The sequence below is a fragment of the Agarivorans sp. OAG1 genome (assembly GCF_037076485.1).
GTDB lineage: Bacteria > Pseudomonadota > Gammaproteobacteria > Enterobacterales > Celerinatantimonadaceae > Agarivorans > Agarivorans albus.
The window spans coordinates 541,582-558,966 of sequence record NZ_AP028990.1 but is presented as its reverse complement, the minus strand read 5'-3'; the positions used below and the strand labels follow the sequence as shown (position 1 = coordinate 558,966).

The following is a 17,385-nucleotide window of genomic DNA, read 5'->3' as shown; positions in this document are numbered from 1 at the left end:
GAATTAACTATTTGGGATGGTCAGTACTTGACCGATACGCAAGGTATTTGAAGTTAGTTTGTTGGCCTTTTTCAAACCCGCAACGCTGGTATTGTAACGAGCAGCCAACACCGATAAAGACTCGCCCTTTCTCACGGTATGCTTACGCACGCCATAGGTTTGCGCATACAAAGTACCCGCCAAAGGCTTAGTGCGGTAATGGGCTTTAATGCCTTTAACTACCGCCTTGGCAATCTTTTCTTGGTGATTACCGGTTTTTAGTAACTTTTCTTCTTTGTGATTAGTAATAAAACCGGCTTCCACCAAAATAGAAGGAATGTCTGGTGACTTAAGCACTGCTAGGCTGGCATGCTCGGGACGTTTTTTATGTAGCGAGGTTACTTTACCCAACTCGCTGAGTACCTTCTTCGCCACCTCGTAAGCGGTGTTCATTGAGTAGTCCATCTGCATATCAATCAAAGCGAAGTTAAGATGTGCGTCATTTTCTACACTGCCCATTACTTCACCTACACCACCCAAAAGGTCAGATTCAGCTTCATGCTGCTCCAAATGTCTACCCACTTCACTTTTTGCCCGGCGAGTAGATACCACCCAAACCGACGCGCCTTTTGGTTGAGAGGAGGTAAATCCATCAGCATGAATCGACACCAAAAAATCAGCTTTGTTTTTGCGCGCTATTTGCGAGCGTTTATTTAGATTAACAAAGTAGTCACCTTCTCGAATCAACACCGCTTTTAAACCAGGCTCTTGATTAATCAGGCGTTGTGCACGCTTAGCGATAGCCAGCGTGATGTGTTTTTCGTAGGTTCTTTTGTTGCCGATGGCGCCGGGATCTTCCCCACCGTGGCCAGCGTCGATAGCAATAATAATGTCGCGATTGCCCGCTAACTGTTGCTGCGTTTTAGCTTTAGAAATCTGCTGTTGTTGCTTTTTAATTTGCGCGCTACCAGCTTTGTCTGGCAAGTCTATTACCAAGCGATGGCCATAATTTCCGGTAGGCTTAAGAGCAAATACCGTAGGATTAACCGCTTGTGAAAGCTCTATAACCAAGCGAAAATCGCCTTTAGCCTTTGGGGTACTAGGGCGAATTTTTTTAACCAAGTCGCCAGATAAGGGGACTTTACTCAAATCACTGAGCATTTTACTAGCGGAGAGGTCCAAGACTAGGCGGTTAGGTTTACTTAAGTTGAAATGGCTAAACTGTGGCGCGCCAGATAAATCCAATACAATACGAGTATTGTCAGGGCCGCTCCAAACACGCACCCCAGATACATCGCTACTGGCCATTGCCAGCCCACAAAGCAAATACAATCCTAAGCCTATCCAGCGACTTAATCTAAAACTACCCAGCATGTTGACTCAACCACTCCACTACTTTTTGTCCTTGCTCGCTCAATGCTTTCACTTGAGCACTGCGCTGCTCGCCTCGATAAGCTAGCTCAACCAACAAGTCTGCTGCTGGTAAAAAGCCCAGCCCCTTTTCAGGCCACTCCACCAAACACAAACAATCGTCGGCAAAGTAATCGCGAATACCAATAAATTCTAGCTCTTCAGGGTCGGCCAAACGGTACAAATCAAAATGATTGACTCGCCACTCACCTAATTCATAAGGTTCAACCAAGGTGTAGGTTGGACTTTTTACCTTACCAGTGTGGCCTTTACCTTGAATAAAACCACGGGTTAAAGTGGTTTTCCCAGCGCCTAAATCACCTTCTAAATAAATAACTGATGCCTGCTGACAAGCTTTAGCTAATAATGCGCCTAAAGCTACGGTTTGTTCTGCGTCAGCTAATTCAATATGCCACGTTTTCATTACAATTTTGGATTCACTAGTTGTCTTATAAAAGGCATTAGATCTGAGGCCAGCATGCCTCTTTCTCCCTGTTCTGCAGCTTCATCTGCAGCCATACCATGAATACACACCCCAAGGCAGGCAATATCAAACAATGAGTGCTTGGCTGCAAATTGGGCGATTAAGCCGCCGATTATACCAGACAAAACATCTCCCATCCCGCCCGAAGCCATGCCGGGGTTACCTACAGTACAAATTTTCACTTGTCCTTGCGCGCCTGCTACAACGGTGCCGGCACCTTTTAATACACATACACCGCCAAAACAGCGCTGTATGTTTTGAGCAGCGGCAATTCTATCACTTTCTACTTCTGCCACAGAGCAATTCAACAAACGCGCTGCCTCGCCTGGATGTGGAGTTAGTACCCATTGCTCATGCTGCATCGGTGCTTTAGCCAACAGATTAAGTGCATCGGCATCGACCAAGCAGGCTTTGTCTTCACTTAATACAGCTGAAAACAGCGCTTGCGCCCACTCATCTTGTCCCAATCCGGGACCAATAACCATGCAACTAGCCTGCGCCAAACAGGTATCTAGCTGCAGGTTAGCGTGATTTTCAACTGCTACAACCATTAACTCTGGGCGCCCGCTACTCACCACCGACTGATTTTGCGCCTGAGTAAATACATTAACCAAGCCAGCACCAGTGCGTAAACAGGCTTCGGCAGCCATACGTATAGCGCCGGCCATTCCAGTATTACCGCCTACTAAAGTCACTCGGCCACAACTACCCTTATGAGCTGTTTTTGCCCTAGGCGTAAGCATCGAGCGTAACTGAGCATAATCTGCGCGGCTAACTTCAGTAGTATTTTGTTGCCCGAACAAATCACTTAGCCCCAAGCCAGCAAATACAAGTTTGCCAACATATTCAGGTGCTTGCCCAGTAAACAAACCTTGTTTGGCAGCGATAAAACAAATCGTAGCACTAGCTTTTATCGCACTACCTAACAGCTTTCCGGTATCTGCAGATAAACCTGAAGGTAAATCTAAGGCAAGCACTGGCACGCCGCTTTGATTGACTTGAGCAAACAGCGCTTGCAATGGCGCTCGCACATCACTGTTTAAGCCAATGCCCAACACGCCATCAATAATCACATCACAAGGCCAATCAAATTGTTTACTAAGATCAAGCTGTCCGCCCTCGGCTTGCCAGCCGGCTAAGGCTTGTTGTGCTTCACTAGGCATTCGGTCTAAATCACCTAAGGCAAGCACTTTTACCTCTTTACCAGCTTGCTTGGCCAACCGCGCAACCACCAAGGCATCTCCGCCGTTATTGCCACCGCCCGCAAATACCAAAATACGCTTGGCATTGGGCCATTGGCACTGCATCAGTTTAAAGGCAGCCAGCCCCGCCTGTTCCATCAAAGAATACAAGCTAATACCTTGCTGCTCAGCCAGCACTGCTTCTTGGCGTTTCACCACTTCGGCGCGCCATAAACTCTGTGGTAAACTGTGCGAAAACAATCGGTGCTCTGGAGCCATGTCCCTACTATCCGAAATCGACCTAAAACAGCTGGTTCAACATATCAAGCTAACCGCTAAATCGCTAGGTTTTCAGCAGATCGGCATAACAGATGTGGATCTCAGTCAACATCATCAAGATGTTGAGCAATGGCTGGCAAAAAACTACCACGGAGAAATGGACTATTTAGCCCGTAACCTTGAGCTTCGCAAACATCCAGAGCAGCTGCATGAAGGCACTCAACGGATCATTTCGGTGCGCATGGATTACCTACCAGAGGACGCTAAGTTTGCCCAAAGCCTCAGCGCCAGCGATCAGGCATATATTAGTCGTTATGCGCTGGGTCGTGACTACCATAAGCTAATGCGCAAGCGGCTAAACCAACTGGGAAAAGCGATTAATGATTACTGCCAACAGCAGCTAAATATGCGCCCATTTGTCGACTCTGCCCCGGTAATGGAGCGCCAACTAGCCACTAAAGCAGGCTTAGGTTGGACTGGTAAACACAGCTTAATCATCAACCAAGATGCCGGTTCGTGGTTTTTTTTAGGTGAGTTGTTTGTTGATTTACCCCTGCCCATAGACCAACCAGTAGACGAGCAATGTGGTGATTGTGTTGCCTGCATCACCATTTGTCCCACCCAAGCCATTGTTGAACCCTACCAAGTGGATGCACGTCGCTGTATTTCTTATCTCACCATTGAATACGATGGGATCATAGATGAAGAATTACGACCGCTAATGGGCAATCGCATCTACGGCTGCGACGATTGCCAACTTACCTGCCCTTGGAATCGCTACGCCCAGCTCACTCAAGAAGCCGACTTTGCCGCCCGAGAGCAACTGGATCAACCAACACTGTTAGCGTTATTTGCCTGGACCGAAGAAGAGTTTTTAAAGAAAACCGAAGGCTCGCCTATTCGTCGGATCGGCTATCAACAGTGGCTACGTAATATCGCGATTGCCTTAGGCAACGCCGCCTATTCACAACAAGCTATTGACGAGCTAAGAGCCAAGCAGGGGCTTGAAGCCGTTGCCCAACACCACGTTAATTGGGCAATAGAGCAACAACAGAATAAAGCGGCAAAAGCTTCTCGCAAAACCGCACGTTTGATCCGTATTATAGAAAAAGGATTAACTCGTGATGCTTAATGCATCAGTAGAATAAGTTCTGTTACACTTTTTAAGAACAAATAAAATGGAAGCAGCTCATGCACTTACTTGGCGTTGATATTGGTGGCACTGGCATAAAGGCAGCCATCGTAGATTCTACAACTGGCGAGCTTATTAGCGAGCGCCACCGCATTGCCACCCCACAGCCTGCCACGCCCAAAGCAGTAGCCCAAAGCTTAAAGCAAATGGTTGAGCATTTCTCTTGGCAAGGTCCTATTGGTTGCGGCTTTCCTGCAACGGTTCACCATGGGGTTGCCCAAACTGCCTCTAATATTGATAAAAGCTGGATTGGCACCAACGTTGAAGCCTTATTCGCCGAATATACCGACTGCCCGTGTTATGTCGTGAACGATGCCGATGCGGCCGGCATGGCCGAAATGGCCTTTGGCGCAGGTCACCAACACCAAGGTGTGGTAGTGATTATTACCGTTGGCACCGGCTTAGGTAGCGCTGTGTTTGTAAATGGCGAATTGCTTCCCAACACCGAGTTTGGCCATATTATTTTAGAAGGGCGAGTAGCCGAGCACTATGCCAGCGCCAGAGTGCGCGAAGCAGAAGAGCTAAGCTGGAAAAAATGGGGCAAGCGCTTCAACCTTTACTTACAGCGCCTCGAGTTTTTAATGTCGCCCGATTGCTTCATTATTGGTGGCGGTGCCAGTAAAAAATTCGAAAAGTACCAAGCGCAGCTCAATCTAAAAGCTGAAGCTTTGCCAGCACAGGGTTTAAACCAAGCCGGCATTGTTGGCGCAGCCATGTACGCCCAACATCAAAGCTAATTAAGATTCGAGGATAGAGCCGCTTAAATAAGATTGGCGAAGCGGCTCGTCAAAATGCTCAATGCTATAGCGAAGCAGCTCTCTAGGCAGTTCGCTAAGATGCTGTTGTAAAAATGCCTCTACCGCTGGCTTATCTCGCTTGGCCAGCTCTCTCAGCATCCACCCCACCGCTTTGTGCATTAAGGGGTGAGCATGGGTACGAAAACGCTTAGCTAGCGTAATTGTTAAATCAACATCATTTTGGCGTATATAGTAAAAGCAACTCACCATAGCAATACGTTGCTGCCACATACTACTGCTGCTAGCGAATTGCTCAAGCAGCTCCCAATCTTGATGCAGCCAGATATAAGGGCCAACAATTTTAGGCGCCGAGCAGTCAACCAAATCCCAATTATTCACATACTTAATGTAGCGCTGGTAAAACGCTAACACCGCTTGTTGTTGCTGATGATTTTTCGCTTTTTGATAATGCTGACACATGACTACCAAGGCAAAAAAGCGCTCCTCATGAAAGGCAGAGGAGATTAAGTCTGTAAGCTCCTCTAGAGGCAAAGGATAGGCCTTGGCAACTCTTCTTGTGTTGGGGACACGAACACCTAAAAACTGATCACCTTCGCCATAACCACCTGGCAATGCTTGAAAAAACTTCGGCAAATAAGCAGCTTTTTCTGGCTCAGCATATTCGCGTAAAGCTTTTTTAACTTGTTCGACTTGATTCATCACCCACCCTTTTATGCTCAACAAAATGCTTACCTTAAACACAAGCTTATACCAATCACACTAAGTAAGTGATCTGAAATAACCCAGGAAAAATACTCGAGAATAAGACAGAAACTTTCGATAAGTAGTTATTCTACAATCAAAAATTCTAACGCAGTGATCGAGTGTTTTAACCAGATAGATTGAACAGTTACTTAGTACAATTGGTATTAATCCACCAATAACGGCTTGAGTATTTGATTGACCATAAAACAGCAGGCAAAAAAAAGCCCCGCATCAATGATGCAGGGCTTTAATTTGGAGCGGCACATCGGGTTCGAACCGATGACCTCAACCTTGGCAAGGTTGCGCTCTACCAACTGAGCTAGTGCCGCTTAAATCTTTATCACTATTTAATGTGTTGAGAGCTTAGCCAAAGGTTGCGCTACTCTTTATATCCACACTGAGCTAGTGCTGCTCAACTTCAACTACTTGGTACTAGTTAAAGTTTTAAATTTGGAGCGGCACATCGGGTTCGAACCGATGACCTCAACCTTGGCAAGGTTGCGCTCTACCAACTGAGCTAGTGCCGCTTAAATCTTTATCACTATCTAGCGCTGTGTTCTTCCACGCTGAGCTAGTGCTGCTCAACTTCAACTACTTGGTATTAGTTAAAGTTTTAATTTGGAGCGGCACATCGGGTTCGAACCGATGACCTCAACCTTGGCAAGGTTGCGCTCTACCAACTGAGCTAGTGCCGCTTAATCTTTATCACTATTTAGTGCGTTGAGAGCCTAACCGAAGGTTGCGCTACTCTTTGTACCCACACTGAGCTAGTGCCGCTTAATTTGCTAAATCAAAGTTAGGCCATGCCTTCACGTTGTTTAGGGCTGCGAATTATACGAGGAAATTTTGCCTTTGCAAGAGCTGCAAAAGAAAAAATTACAGCTCTTAAACTGTTTGTTTAGTTTTCGCCCAGTTTAAAGAAGGTTTTTTGATAATGCTGCATTTCTGCTATTGATTCGCGAATATCATCCAAAGCTAGATGAGTACCGCTTTTAGTAAAGCCATCTAAAATTTCTGGCTGCCAACGGCGAGCCAATTCTTTTACCGTACTTACATCTATGTTTCGGTAATGAAAGAACTGCTCAAGCTCAGGAAGGTACTGATGCATAAAGCGACGATCTTGACCAATGCTATTGCCACACATCGGAGATACACCCTTAGGCACCCATTGCTTGATAAAATCAATCGTTTGCTGGGCAGCTTGCTTCTCATCAACACTGCTGGCACGAACTCTAGCAACCAAACCAGATCCAGTATGAGTGTTGGTACACCACTCATCCATGCCCGCTAAAACTTCGTCAGATTGGTGAACAGCAATCACCGGCCCTTCTGCAAGAATGTTTAATTGAGCGTCGGTAATAATCGTCGCGATCTCTAAAACGCGATCAGTCATGGGTTCGAGACCAGTCATCTCCATATCAACCCAAACTAAGTTCTGTTCACTAACAGTCATGTTGACCCTATTTATATTTCGGAAATATTTTCCGCAAATCTTTGATAAGCGGTATCATAGCGATTTATTACACTTACTTGAATAGCAGTTTTCGTGACAAAGAGAAAGAAACTGAGCCAAGGTCAGCTTCGCCGTGTGCGCAGCAACCAAGAAAAGCGCTTAAAAAAACAAGATAGCCACCAATGGTTAGATGACCAATTAGGTCCTCAACAAGAGGGAACTATCATTAGCCGCTTCGGTCAACATGCCGATGTGGAAGCTAACAATGGAGAAATATTCCGTTGTAATATGCGCCGTTCAGTAGGCTCTTTAGTCACTGGAGATGAAGTTGTTTGGCGAGCTGGCAACGAAGAACAATCTGGTATTCGAGGGGTTATTGAAGCCTGCCACGAACGCCGTTCGGTACTAACTCGCCCTGATTTTTACGACGGTATCAAAGCCATTGCCGCCAACATCGACCAAGTAGTGATCGTTTCTGCAGTATTACCCGAATTCTCCACCAGCATTGTAGACCGCTACCTAGTTGCCGTTGAAGATGTAGATCTTGAACCCATTATCCTGCTGAACAAAGTTGACTTGCTTGATGCCGAGCAACGCAAAGTAATTGAAGAACAACTCAAAAATTACCAGCAGCTTGGCTATAAAGTTATTTACGCCAGCACTAAACAAGCTGAAGGGCTTGATGATTTAAGCCAACAATTAAGCAATAAAACCAGTATTTTTGTTGGCCAATCAGGCGTAGGCAAAAGCTCGCTGGTAAATAGTCTTCTGCCAGAGCAAAGCATCGATACCAAAGAAGTATCTGAAGTATCAGGCCTAGGCCAGCACACCACCACTACCGCTCGTTTGTATCACTTAGTATGTGGCGGCCGCTTAATCGACTCCCCCGGAGTACGTGAGTTTCAACTTTGGCACCTTGAAAAAGACCGAGTAGCTTGGGGCTTTATCGAATTTCGCCCTTGGTTAAATCAATGCCGTTTTCGTGATTGCAAGCACCAAGGAGACCCTGGCTGCGCGATGCAAGAAGCGATAGACTCAGGCAAAATTTTGCAACAGCGTTTCGACAGCTACCAGCGTATTCTCGAAACGATGGAAAATAACAAACCTTCTCGGGTTATTCCCGGAAAGAAATAATTAAACCAATAAACAACGAGAACGTAGCGTGTTAGACAAAATTAAAGTTGCCGCCCAGTACTGCTTCCCTCAACACGGTTTATCCCGTTTAGTGGGTAAACTTGCTCAAGCTGAAGCAGGAAAGTTGAGTCATTGGATCATTAAAAAGTTCATAAACCACTATCAAGTAGACATGAACGACGCGGTTCACAGCGAAGCCAATGCTTACCCAAGCTTCAATGCGTTTTTTACTCGCCCGTTAAAGCCTGGAACCCGCCCTATTGTTGAAGGCGACAACAAGCTTGCTCATCCGGTGGATGGCGCAGTAAGCCAACTAGGCCCCATTCAGCATGGTCAGTTAATACAAGCCAAAGGTCATGACTACAGCGCCCGTGAACTGCTTGGTGGAGATAAAGCCTTAGCAGAAGAATTTAGCGACGGCGACTTCGCAACCATCTATCTAGCTCCCAAAGACTACCACCGCATTCACATGCCTTGTAAAGGCAAATTGCGCAAAATGGTCTACGTACCAGGGCAACTTTTCTCGGTTAACCCTCTCACTGCTGCTAACGTGCCGAATCTGTTTGCTCGCAATGAGCGCGTTGTTGCCATTTTTGATACAGAATTTGGTCCAATGGCCATGGTATTAGTAGGTGCAACTATTGTTGCTAGCATAGAAACCATTTGGTCTGGCACCGTAACGCCGCCAGGCGGAAAACAAGTATTCACCTGGGATTATCAAGACCAAGACATTAGCCTAGATAAAGGTGCCGAAATGGGCCGCTTTAAACTAGGCTCCACCGTGGTGATGTTGTTTGCCAAAGACGCCATAGAATTTGAACAATCTCTAGCGCCAACAGTTGCCACCGTAATGGGGACTCACTTTGCAACTAAAGCTGAATAGCCACTATAAGCCTTGGTCATTCTTTACCAAGGCTTATTCAATTCTGCTTATTATTACGCTATTTCAAATATTTAATATAAAATAACTAACAAAGCTAAGCGCAATGATGCGGTCTTAACCATGGCTGTTTACCAATGACTTTATCGATTTTCTCTCGCGGTTTCCTCGTATCGCTACTGTTTTTTTGCTTAGCGGCACAAGCAAACGTGGGCGGAGAATCTCATCTCAAAGGCTTAATCAGCTCGCTAGATACCCAGCCTAGCAACTTAAACACCCAGCAACAGCAACTCATCTATGAAGAATCCTTAGCGCTATTAAAAGAGGGCAATAGTTACCGCGAAAAAGCCAAATACTACCGCGGTATTATCAACAACTTCTCTCGCCTACGAAAAGAGCAACAAGAGCAACTTAATCAATATCAAGCGCCGGTCATTGAAAACTTAGCTGAGCTAAACTCGAATCAATTAAATGAACAACTCACTATTTGGCAGGCTAAACTCAGCAATACCAATAGCCAAATTGACGAGCTAAAACAGCGCCAATACCGTATCGATTTAGACGTAAGCGAAAACCACCAGCGCAGTGGACCGCTGCGCGAACAGTTAAACACCGTTCGCGCGAAGCTAGAGCAACTTGAGTTTGGCGTGCTTAACGAAGTGGAAGAAGCCGAGCGAGTTCGTGCTCAAGTTAACGAAGCCAGCCTAACCGCCCAGTTAGCGATGCTAGAACTCGCTGCACAAAGTGCTAACCACCGAAACGAGCTGCTGCAGCTTGAATTAAGCTTGCTACAACGCACCCAGTTGGCTGAAAAGCGGATTGTAGAAAGCGTTAAAAATCGCTTGTCACTAGAGCATCGCGCAGAAGCTCAACGGCTATCAGATCAGCTAGCTTTTGCCGCTCCCGAGTTACTTAATGACCCGATAGTGAAAAACTTAGTAGAACAGAATCAGTTACTACAAACAGAGCTATCAGCCTTATTTGAACAAAGTGAAGAGATTGCCGACCTACAGGAAGAAGTAAACGACGAGCTTGAACACATCAAACTCACCTTTGCCAATTTTAAAGAACAAGTATCCTGGTTAAAGGTCACTCGCTCCTATGGTGAATACCTACGAGAACAGATCTCGAGTTTGCCAAAATTCAAAGCAGTTGCACCAATAGAGCAACAGATCATTGAAGTACGGATCAGTAAACATCGTCACCAAAATCTACTTTATACCCAACGTAATCAAAGCCAAAGAAAGGCTCAGCGCGAGTTCATCGCCACCTTAAATCAAGAACAAGCCAGAATATTTAACAAGCATTTGAAGCTTAACCAGCAGCTTTCAGACAAATACCTATTGGAGTTAGACGCCAGACTATTTGAGTTAGCTCGACTTAAACTGGATTACTCAAAACTAAATAGCCAACTGAACACCATTAACCAAGAAGCTAACCAAGAGCTGTTTTGGACGGCCGATGTAAAAGCCATCGATTTAAGCTTTTTCAGTGATATTCGTTACTCTTTGATATGGTTATTTAGCGCTCAGCAATATTCACAACTCAGCGATGCCATCGCCAAGCTGTCCTGGCTATGGTTAGGCTGGTTGTTGCTAGTGGCAGCCAGTGTTGCTTACATCTACTACTTAAAAAAACATTGGCTTAAAGGCTACCTGCAGCGCATCGATTCAAAAACCGGCAACATTACCCGCGACAAATTTAGCTATACCCTTGCCAATTTATTAGTCAGTGCAGTATTTGCTACTCCCGTGGCGCTATTTATTGGCAGTGTGGGTTTTGCCCTGATGTATGAATGGGAGTCTTCCTTCGCTCGCGACTTGGGAGATGCCCTATTTAACGTTGCCATCGTGTTATGGCTATTCCATTTGTTACAGCAGTTTTGCCAGAAAAACGGCCTGCTAAATACCCATTTCAAATGGCCTTTGGTAAACATCAGCCAAGCAATTACCTTAATCCGCCGCGTGGTTTACGTAAGCTTGCCCTTAGTGTTCATCCTTAATCTGTGCATATTACAAACCAGTCAGCCGGCCTATAGTGGCTTGGCACGTTTGGCCTTTATCGCATTGTTATTGTGGGTAGCTTACGGCTTTCACAGTATTTATCGCATTGAGCTTCCGGTGAACTATCACTTAGACATTTTTAAAGCTCCGCAACTAGCGAAAAAGCTGATTTGGGGCGCCGCCATTAGCATTCCATTAATGGCAGCACTGGCCTCTGCAGCAGGCTTTTTTGCCACCGCATTTACGGTTTATTGGCAGGTTGTGCTTAGCTTCATCATCGCTGCGGTTTTCTTATTGGGCTATTTGCTTATTCATCGTTGGATGCTATTACAACGCCGCCGAATTGCTTTTGACCGAGCAAAAGTGCGCCGCGCTGAAATGATTGCCCAGCGCCAATCTGAAGAAGACGACCCTTCTAGCTCAAATGAAGGAGTGATTGATTCAATCGAGGAACCAGTCATCGACCTAGACACCATTAGCGCCCAGTCTTTGGGTCTACTGCGTGCTGCTTTGGTACTGTCGCTAGTATTAGTTCTACTGCTTAGTTGGTCGGAAATGACCAGTGCGTTTTCGTTTCTAGACAACATTACATTGTGGGAAAGCAGCTCTAGCCGCGCTGGTGTAGCCACGGTAGATGCCATTACGCTGCGCTCTTTAGGCTCTGCCCTATTGGTATTCTTTTTTGCAGTAGTGCTTATCCGCAACTTACCTGGTTTGTTAGAACTGATGGTCTTGCAGCATTTATCACTTAACCCAGGCACCGGCTTTGCCATCACCACCATGATTAATTACATGGTGATACTGTTTAGTATTTTCAGTGGTTTTGGTTTGTTGGGCATCGAGTGGTCAAAGCTTCAATGGTTAGTTGCTGCACTTACTGTAGGTTTAGGTTTTGGTCTGCAAGAGATTTTTGCTAACTTTATTTCGGGCTTAATTATTCTGTTTGAAAAGCCAATTCGAATTGGCGATACCGTGACAATTCGCGAACTTACCGGCACGATTTCTAACATTGAAACTCGCGCAACCACTATTGTCGATTGGGACCGCAAAGAAATTATCGTGCCTAACAAAGCCTTTATCACGGAACAATTTATTAACTGGTCGCTCACCGATCCTATCACCCGAGTGGTGCTAATGGTGCAAGTTAAACAAGGCTCTGATAACCAGCTAGTAAACAAACTATTGCAAGAAGCGGTAGATGCTAACAGCTTGGTACTAGCCAACCCTGCACCAGAAATATACTTTACCGAATACACCAACAACGGAATGAAATTTGAAATGCGTGTTCACGTGAGTGAAATGCGCTACCGCTTACCGATGACCCATGAACTGTACACTTTGATCAATGACAAGTTTAAGGCGAATAACATAGAGATAGCCTACCCACAATTAGATATATCTCTCAATCCCTGAGCACGGTTTTGTTATCTTAAGGGCTATAAAAAACCTCTATTTCAATTAATTAGCCCAGAGACCCTCGATCATGGCCGTGCAAAAACATTTCAAGCTGCTGGTTTGTTTTATTGTTCCCCTGTTAATACTGGCACTTCCCACCAGTGCCATTCCACTACCAGAGTTAACCGTGGTTCAACACCGTATCATTGCTATCTTTGTACTGGCGGCGCTGTTATGGATTTTTGAACCCGTGCCGGTGTTTGCTACTTCATTATTAATTATCACCTTGGAACTGGTGCTTATCTCTAACCAGGGAATTAGTGCCATTGTGGCCGATACAGGCCCAGCACCAATGGGTGAACTGCTGCCCTATACCAGTATCTTTAATGCCTTTTCATCGCCAATTATCATCCTGTTTATGGGCGGCTTTGCCCTAGCGATTGGCGCTTCTAAGTTTGAGCTAGACAACAACTTAGCCCGCGTACTTCTCAAGCCATTTGGCAAACGCATTCCAATGATCATGCTCGGCATTATGCTAATTACTGCCGTGTTCAGTATGTTTATGAGTAACACTGCAACCACCGTGATGATGCTGGCCATTGTAGGCCCCTTAATTGCCGCTGCACCGCGTAATGACTTGGGCATGAAAGGCCTAATTTTAGCTATTCCAGTAGCGGCTAATACCGGTGGCATAGGTACTCCAATTGGTACGCCACCCAACGCCATTGCCCTGCAATACATTCCCGAAGGGCAAATTACCTTCGCTTCTTGGATGGCATTTGGTATTCCTTTTGTGATCATTCAACTAGCGATTGGCTGGTTTTTACTGTGCAAGCTCTATCCCTCAAAAACCGGTGTATTAGAGCTGAATCTGAAAGGCCATTTTCAACGAAGTACCCGCGCTTACATTGTGTATGCCACGTTTGCGCTCACTATCTTATTGTGGCTAAGCACCGCGTGGCACGGCATGAACAGTTACGTAGTGGCTATTATTCCTTTAGCGGTGTTTACCTTAACGGGAGTTATTGGCAAAGACGATCTCAAGCTATTTAACTGGGACGTATTATGGTTAGTGGCCGGTGGTATCGCCATGGGTATGGCATTAGAAAAAAGTGGTTTAGCTGCCAAAATAGCTACATCTATCGATTTTGCTAGCCTGCCCACGTTAGCGGTAATTGTAGTGCTATCGATTATTTGTGTGGTGATGGCGAACTTTATGTCGAACACGGCCACCGCTAACTTAATTATGCCCATTGCGGCGGCAGTTGCCACCAGCTTGCATGGTTTGGATGGTGACGGCGGCATCACTACCCTACTAATTATTGTCGCCCTGTCGGCTTCCTTAGGCATGATGTTACCCGTTAGCACCCCGCCCAACGCCTTGGCTTACTCAACCGGCTTTATTGAAACCAAAGACTTAATAAAAGTAGGCGGGATTATTGGCTGTACCGGCTTGGCACTGCTGTATGTGGCTATGATGATATTCCTATAACACCACAAATAAACGGGAGCGCTGCTCCCGTTTATTTACGCTCTGTCTACGCTAAAACTTTGCACCGCTTGAATGTTAGGTGTGCCTAACGCCAACATCAACAGGCGGTCGATGCCTAGAGCAACGCCTGCACAAGCGGGGAGGCCTGCCGCTAAAGCAGCCAAGAAATGCTGATCCACTTGCGCAGCAGCCAAGCCCATATTTTCCCGAACCTGCTGGTCTTTAGCAAAACGCGCGGCTTGCTCCTTAGCGTCGGTGAGTTCATGAAAGCCATTGGCTAACTCTACACCTTTAAAATACAGCTCAAAGCGCTCTGCTACTTGTGGGTCTTTTGCTGAAATTTTAGCTAGCGCGGCTTGTGATGCTGGAAAGTGATAAACAAAACAAGGGCGCTGCTGGCCAATTTCAGGCTCAACGCCCAAGCTAAATAACAGCTGCAAAATGGTGTCTCGATCAGGCTCATTCGCCACTAAATCTTCAACCGATAGGCGTTTGGCTACTGCAACAAACTCAGCTTGGCTGGCATTAATGGGATTAATGCCAAGGTGTTGCTCAAATGCTTCCACATAGCTTAAACGCTCTGCCTTATCACAAGCCAATACCTCGGTGATTAACTCATCCATTTCATCCATTAAGGCAAAATGGTCAAAACCAATACGGTACCACTCCAACATAGTGAACTCTGGGTTATGAAAACGCCCAGCCTCTTCATTACGAAAAGCTTTTGCCAGCTGATAAATGCAGCCACTGCCAGCAGCTAATAAACGCTTCATATGAAACTCGGGCGAGGTTTGTAAATACAAAGGCATGGTTTTAGGTGCTGCCGGCCCTGACAAAGTTGTACTAAAGCTATGCAAGTGCACGTCACTCACGCAGGCTTGGCTTAAACAAGGAGTGTCTACTTCCATCACCTCACGTTTGGCAAAAAAACATCTGATTTTGTTAATGATTTTTGCTCTTTGCTGAAGTGATTGAATACTTGCAGAGGGTTGCCAAAGTGTTTCAGACATGCAAATTTTTTCCTGCATTGAGTTAGAAATTGTCGCGGGGTTTTATACCACTTTGCTAACAAAAGCGGGAGTTATATCTCAAAAGCTAAATTATCTCAGCAGCTTGCACAAAGTAGCGTCAATATTTGATTTTAGTCAAGCATCAAAAAGCTAATACCCGCACAATCATTGTAGGCTTATTTCGTATGGAGAAAAGCGTGGAAGTAATCAAAACTGATGTCGCCATTGTTGGCGCTGGGGGCGCAGGTTTACGCGCCGCCATTGAAGTTGCAGAACAACACCCCGAGTTAGAAGTAGCATTAATTTCAAAAGTATACCCAATGCGCAGCCACACCGTTGCCGCAGAGGGTGGTGCTGCAGGTGTAGCTCAAGATCACGATAGCTTTGATAACCACTTTAACGACACCGTATCGGGTGGCGATTGGTTGTGTGAACAAGACGTGGTGGACTTTTTTGTTGAGCGCGCTCCCAAAGAACTTACTCAACTAGAGCACTGGGGTTGCCCTTGGTCACGTCGTCCCGACGGCAGTGTAAACGTACGCCGTTTTGGTGGCATGAAAATCGAGCGAACTTGGTTTGCAGCCGATAAAAGTGGTTTCCACATTCTTCATACCTTGTTTCAAACTTCAACCAAATACCCCAGCATTAAGCGCTACGACGAGCATTTTGTACTCGACCTAGTTGTAGAAGACGGCCAAGTAAAAGGGGTTATCGCCTTAGATATCGCCGAAGGCGTAGCCAAGCTTATTCAAGCTAAGTCGGTGATTATTGCCACTGGCGGTGCAGGTCGCGTTTATCGCTTTAATACCAATGGCGGCATTGTGACTGGTGACGGTATGGCCCTGGCTTATCGTCATGGCGTAGCACTGCGTGATATGGAGTTTGTCCAATATCACCCTACTGGCTTACCCGGCTCAGGCATTTTAATGACCGAGGGCTGTCGTGGTGAAGGCGGTATTCTTACCAACAAAGATGGCTACCGTTACTTGCAAGACTACGGTCTGGGGCCAGAAACGCCAGTTGGCGAACCTAAAAACAAATACATGGAGCTAGGACCTCGTGACCGTTTAAGCCAGTGTTTTTGGCAAGAAGCGCAACTTGGTCGCACCATTGAAGGACCAAATGGCGACTACGTAAACCTCGACCTTACTCACTTAGGTGAAGACTACTTACTAGAACGCTTACCGTTTATTTGCGAATTAGCAAAAGCTTACATGGGCGTAGACCCTGTTAAAGAGCCGATTCCAGTGCGCCCAACCGTGCACTACACCATGGGTGGCATTGAAACCGACGGCCGCTGTGCCACATCACTAAAAGGCTTATATGCCGCAGGTGAATGTTCATCAGTTGGCTTGCATGGCGCCAACCGTTTAGGCTCTAACTCACTCACCGAAATAACCGTATTTGGTCAGGTGGCGGGCGAATCGGCAGCACGCAATGCCATTGTGAGTGAGCATAGCGACAGTGCTTCATTGCTTGAGCAAGCAGAGCAAACGCTGGCTAAGTACCAAGCCTTAAAATCGAATCAAGGTGATGAAAAAACCTCAGACATTCGCAACGAGTTAGGTCGTACCATGGAAGCTGGCGTGGGCATTTACCGCACCGCAGAAACCATGCAACAAACAATCGATAAAATTGCCGAGCTAAAACAGCGCTACAAAAACATTAAATTGGTAGACGACAGCGAAGTGTTTAATACCGAATGGCTCTACGCTGTAGAACTTGGTTACTTACTAGACGTAGCCGAAGCGATGGCGGTCTCGGCGATTAACCGCAAAGAGAGCCGCGGCTCGCACCAGCGTATTGACGGTTATGAGCAGCGTGATGATGTGAATTTCCTTAAACACACTTTAGCTAATTACCGCCCTGATAGTGCACCTGAGATTAGCTACAGCGATGTGAAGATCACCAAATCTCAACCTGCCGAACGTGTTTACGGCGCAGCCGCCGATGCCCAAGAAGCAGCCAAAAAACAAGCGGAGGCAAATTAA

At 46.1% G+C, this 17,385-nt stretch carries 13 protein-coding genes and 3 tRNA genes; 7 read left to right on the top strand and 9 right to left on the bottom strand.

All coding sequences use genetic code 11. The annotated features are described in order from the left end of the window. Positions 1–3: 3 nt before the first annotated feature. The 3 genes from OAG1_RS02695 to OAG1_RS02685 are packed head-to-tail and all read right to left on the bottom strand — an operon-like array spanning position 4 to position 3,333. Positions 4–1,353 (bottom strand): N-acetylmuramoyl-L-alanine amidase, encoded by a 1,350-nt coding sequence (locus tag OAG1_RS02695; protein ID WP_338623717.1) that lies wholly within the window; start codon positions 1,351–1,353, stop codon positions 4–6. Beyond that, positions 1,343–1,813: a tRNA (adenosine(37)-N6)-threonylcarbamoyltransferase complex ATPase subunit type 1 TsaE gene (gene tsaE / locus OAG1_RS02690; protein WP_152785525.1), complete on the bottom strand. Its 471-nt coding sequence runs from the start codon at positions 1,811–1,813 to the stop codon at positions 1,343–1,345. The genes OAG1_RS02695 and tsaE overlap by 11 nt, the downstream gene beginning before the upstream one ends. Then, positions 1,813–3,333, bottom strand: a complete 1,521-nt coding sequence (locus OAG1_RS02685; RefSeq protein WP_338623714.1) for an NAD(P)H-hydrate dehydratase — start codon at positions 3,331–3,333, stop codon at positions 1,813–1,815. The genes tsaE and OAG1_RS02685 overlap by 1 nt, the downstream gene beginning before the upstream one ends. Between OAG1_RS02685 and queG the strand changes: the two genes are divergently transcribed. Both queG and OAG1_RS02675 read left to right on the top strand, forming a co-directional pair. Further along, complete coding sequence (gene queG, locus OAG1_RS02680) at positions 3,332–4,465, top strand: tRNA epoxyqueuosine(34) reductase QueG (RefSeq protein WP_338623712.1); 1,134 nt, start codon at positions 3,332–3,334, stop codon at positions 4,463–4,465. The genes OAG1_RS02685 and queG overlap by 2 nt on opposite strands. 59 nt (positions 4,466–4,524) lie before the next feature. Continuing rightward, entirely contained in the window at positions 4,525–5,262 is a 738-nt protein-coding gene (locus OAG1_RS02675) for an ROK family protein (protein WP_338623710.1), read from the top strand. Here the strand turns inward: OAG1_RS02675 and OAG1_RS02670 are convergent, their stop codons facing one another. The 5 genes from OAG1_RS02670 to orn form a co-directional block, all read right to left on the bottom strand. Continuing rightward, the gene (locus OAG1_RS02670) at positions 5,263–5,982 is read right to left on the bottom strand and encodes a DNA alkylation repair protein (protein ID WP_338623708.1); all 720 of its coding nucleotides are present in this window, start codon (positions 5,980–5,982) and stop codon (positions 5,263–5,265) included. A gap of 298 nt (positions 5,983–6,280) precedes the next feature. Further along, a tRNA-Gly gene (locus OAG1_RS02665) sits at positions 6,281–6,356 on the bottom strand. Positions 6,357–6,478: 122 nt separating this feature from the next. Then, a tRNA-Gly gene (locus OAG1_RS02660) sits at positions 6,479–6,554 on the bottom strand. 92 nt (positions 6,555–6,646) lie between these two features. Beyond that, a tRNA-Gly gene (locus tag OAG1_RS02655) sits at positions 6,647–6,722 on the bottom strand. A gap of 203 nt (positions 6,723–6,925) precedes the next feature. Continuing rightward, positions 6,926–7,480, bottom strand: coding sequence for an oligoribonuclease (gene orn / locus OAG1_RS02650; RefSeq protein ID WP_040307241.1), 555 nt, complete (start codon positions 7,478–7,480; stop codon positions 6,926–6,928). Between the two features lie 93 nt (positions 7,481–7,573). On the opposite strand from orn, the gene rsgA reads away from it, so the two are divergent. The 4 genes from rsgA to OAG1_RS02630 all read left to right on the top strand — a co-directional run bounded on the left by rsgA (position 7,574) and on the right by OAG1_RS02630 (position 14,384). Continuing rightward, complete coding sequence (rsgA, locus tag OAG1_RS02645; protein WP_338623706.1) at positions 7,574–8,614, top strand: small ribosomal subunit biogenesis GTPase RsgA; 1,041 nt, start codon at positions 7,574–7,576, stop codon at positions 8,612–8,614. 28 nt (positions 8,615–8,642) lie between these two features. Next, positions 8,643–9,497, top strand: coding sequence for an archaetidylserine decarboxylase (asd, locus tag OAG1_RS02640; protein WP_338623704.1), 855 nt, complete (start codon positions 8,643–8,645; stop codon positions 9,495–9,497). 134 nt (positions 9,498–9,631) lie between these two features. Further along, positions 9,632–12,910 (top strand): miniconductance mechanosensitive channel MscM, encoded by a 3,279-nt coding sequence (mscM, locus tag OAG1_RS02635; protein WP_338623702.1) that lies wholly within the window; start codon positions 9,632–9,634, stop codon positions 12,908–12,910. 70 nt (positions 12,911–12,980) lie between these two features. Beyond that, entirely contained in the window at positions 12,981–14,384 is a 1,404-nt protein-coding gene (locus OAG1_RS02630) for an SLC13 family permease (RefSeq protein ID WP_016402018.1), read from the top strand. Positions 14,385–14,419: 35 nt separating this feature from the next. Here OAG1_RS02630 and epmA read toward each other — a convergent pair whose 3' ends face one another. After that, positions 14,420–15,394, bottom strand: coding sequence for an elongation factor P--(R)-beta-lysine ligase (gene epmA, locus OAG1_RS02625; RefSeq protein ID WP_338623698.1), 975 nt, complete (start codon positions 15,392–15,394; stop codon positions 14,420–14,422). A gap of 197 nt (positions 15,395–15,591) precedes the next feature. Between epmA and frdA the strand changes: the two genes are divergently transcribed. Further along, positions 15,592–17,385: a fumarate reductase (quinol) flavoprotein subunit gene (frdA, locus tag OAG1_RS02620; protein WP_016402021.1), complete on the top strand. Its 1,794-nt coding sequence runs from the start codon at positions 15,592–15,594 to the stop codon at positions 17,383–17,385.

Coding starts and splice junctions, on each gene's coding strand:
- OAG1_RS02675 (WP_338623710.1), top strand. CDS start 4,525: ATGCACTTACTTGGCGTTGATATTGGTGGCACTGGCATAAAGGCAGCC.
- orn (WP_040307241.1), bottom strand. CDS start 7,480: ATGACTGTTAGTGAACAGAACTTAGTTTGGGTTGATATGGAGATGACT.
- epmA (WP_338623698.1), bottom strand. CDS start 15,394: ATGTCTGAAACACTTTGGCAACCCTCTGCAAGTATTCAATCACTTCAG.
- OAG1_RS02695 (WP_338623717.1), bottom strand. CDS start 1,353: ATGCTGGGTAGTTTTAGATTAAGTCGCTGGATAGGCTTAGGATTGTAT.
- OAG1_RS02630 (WP_016402018.1), top strand. CDS start 12,981: ATGGCCGTGCAAAAACATTTCAAGCTGCTGGTTTGTTTTATTGTTCCC.
- queG (WP_338623712.1), top strand. CDS start 3,332: ATGTCCCTACTATCCGAAATCGACCTAAAACAGCTGGTTCAACATATC.
- OAG1_RS02670 (WP_338623708.1), bottom strand. CDS start 5,982: ATGAATCAAGTCGAACAAGTTAAAAAAGCTTTACGCGAATATGCTGAG.
- tsaE (WP_152785525.1), bottom strand. CDS start 1,813: ATGAAAACGTGGCATATTGAATTAGCTGACGCAGAACAAACCGTAGCT.
- mscM (WP_338623702.1), top strand. CDS start 9,632: ATGACTTTATCGATTTTCTCTCGCGGTTTCCTCGTATCGCTACTGTTT.
- OAG1_RS02685 (WP_338623714.1), bottom strand. CDS start 3,333: ATGGCTCCAGAGCACCGATTGTTTTCGCACAGTTTACCACAGAGTTTA.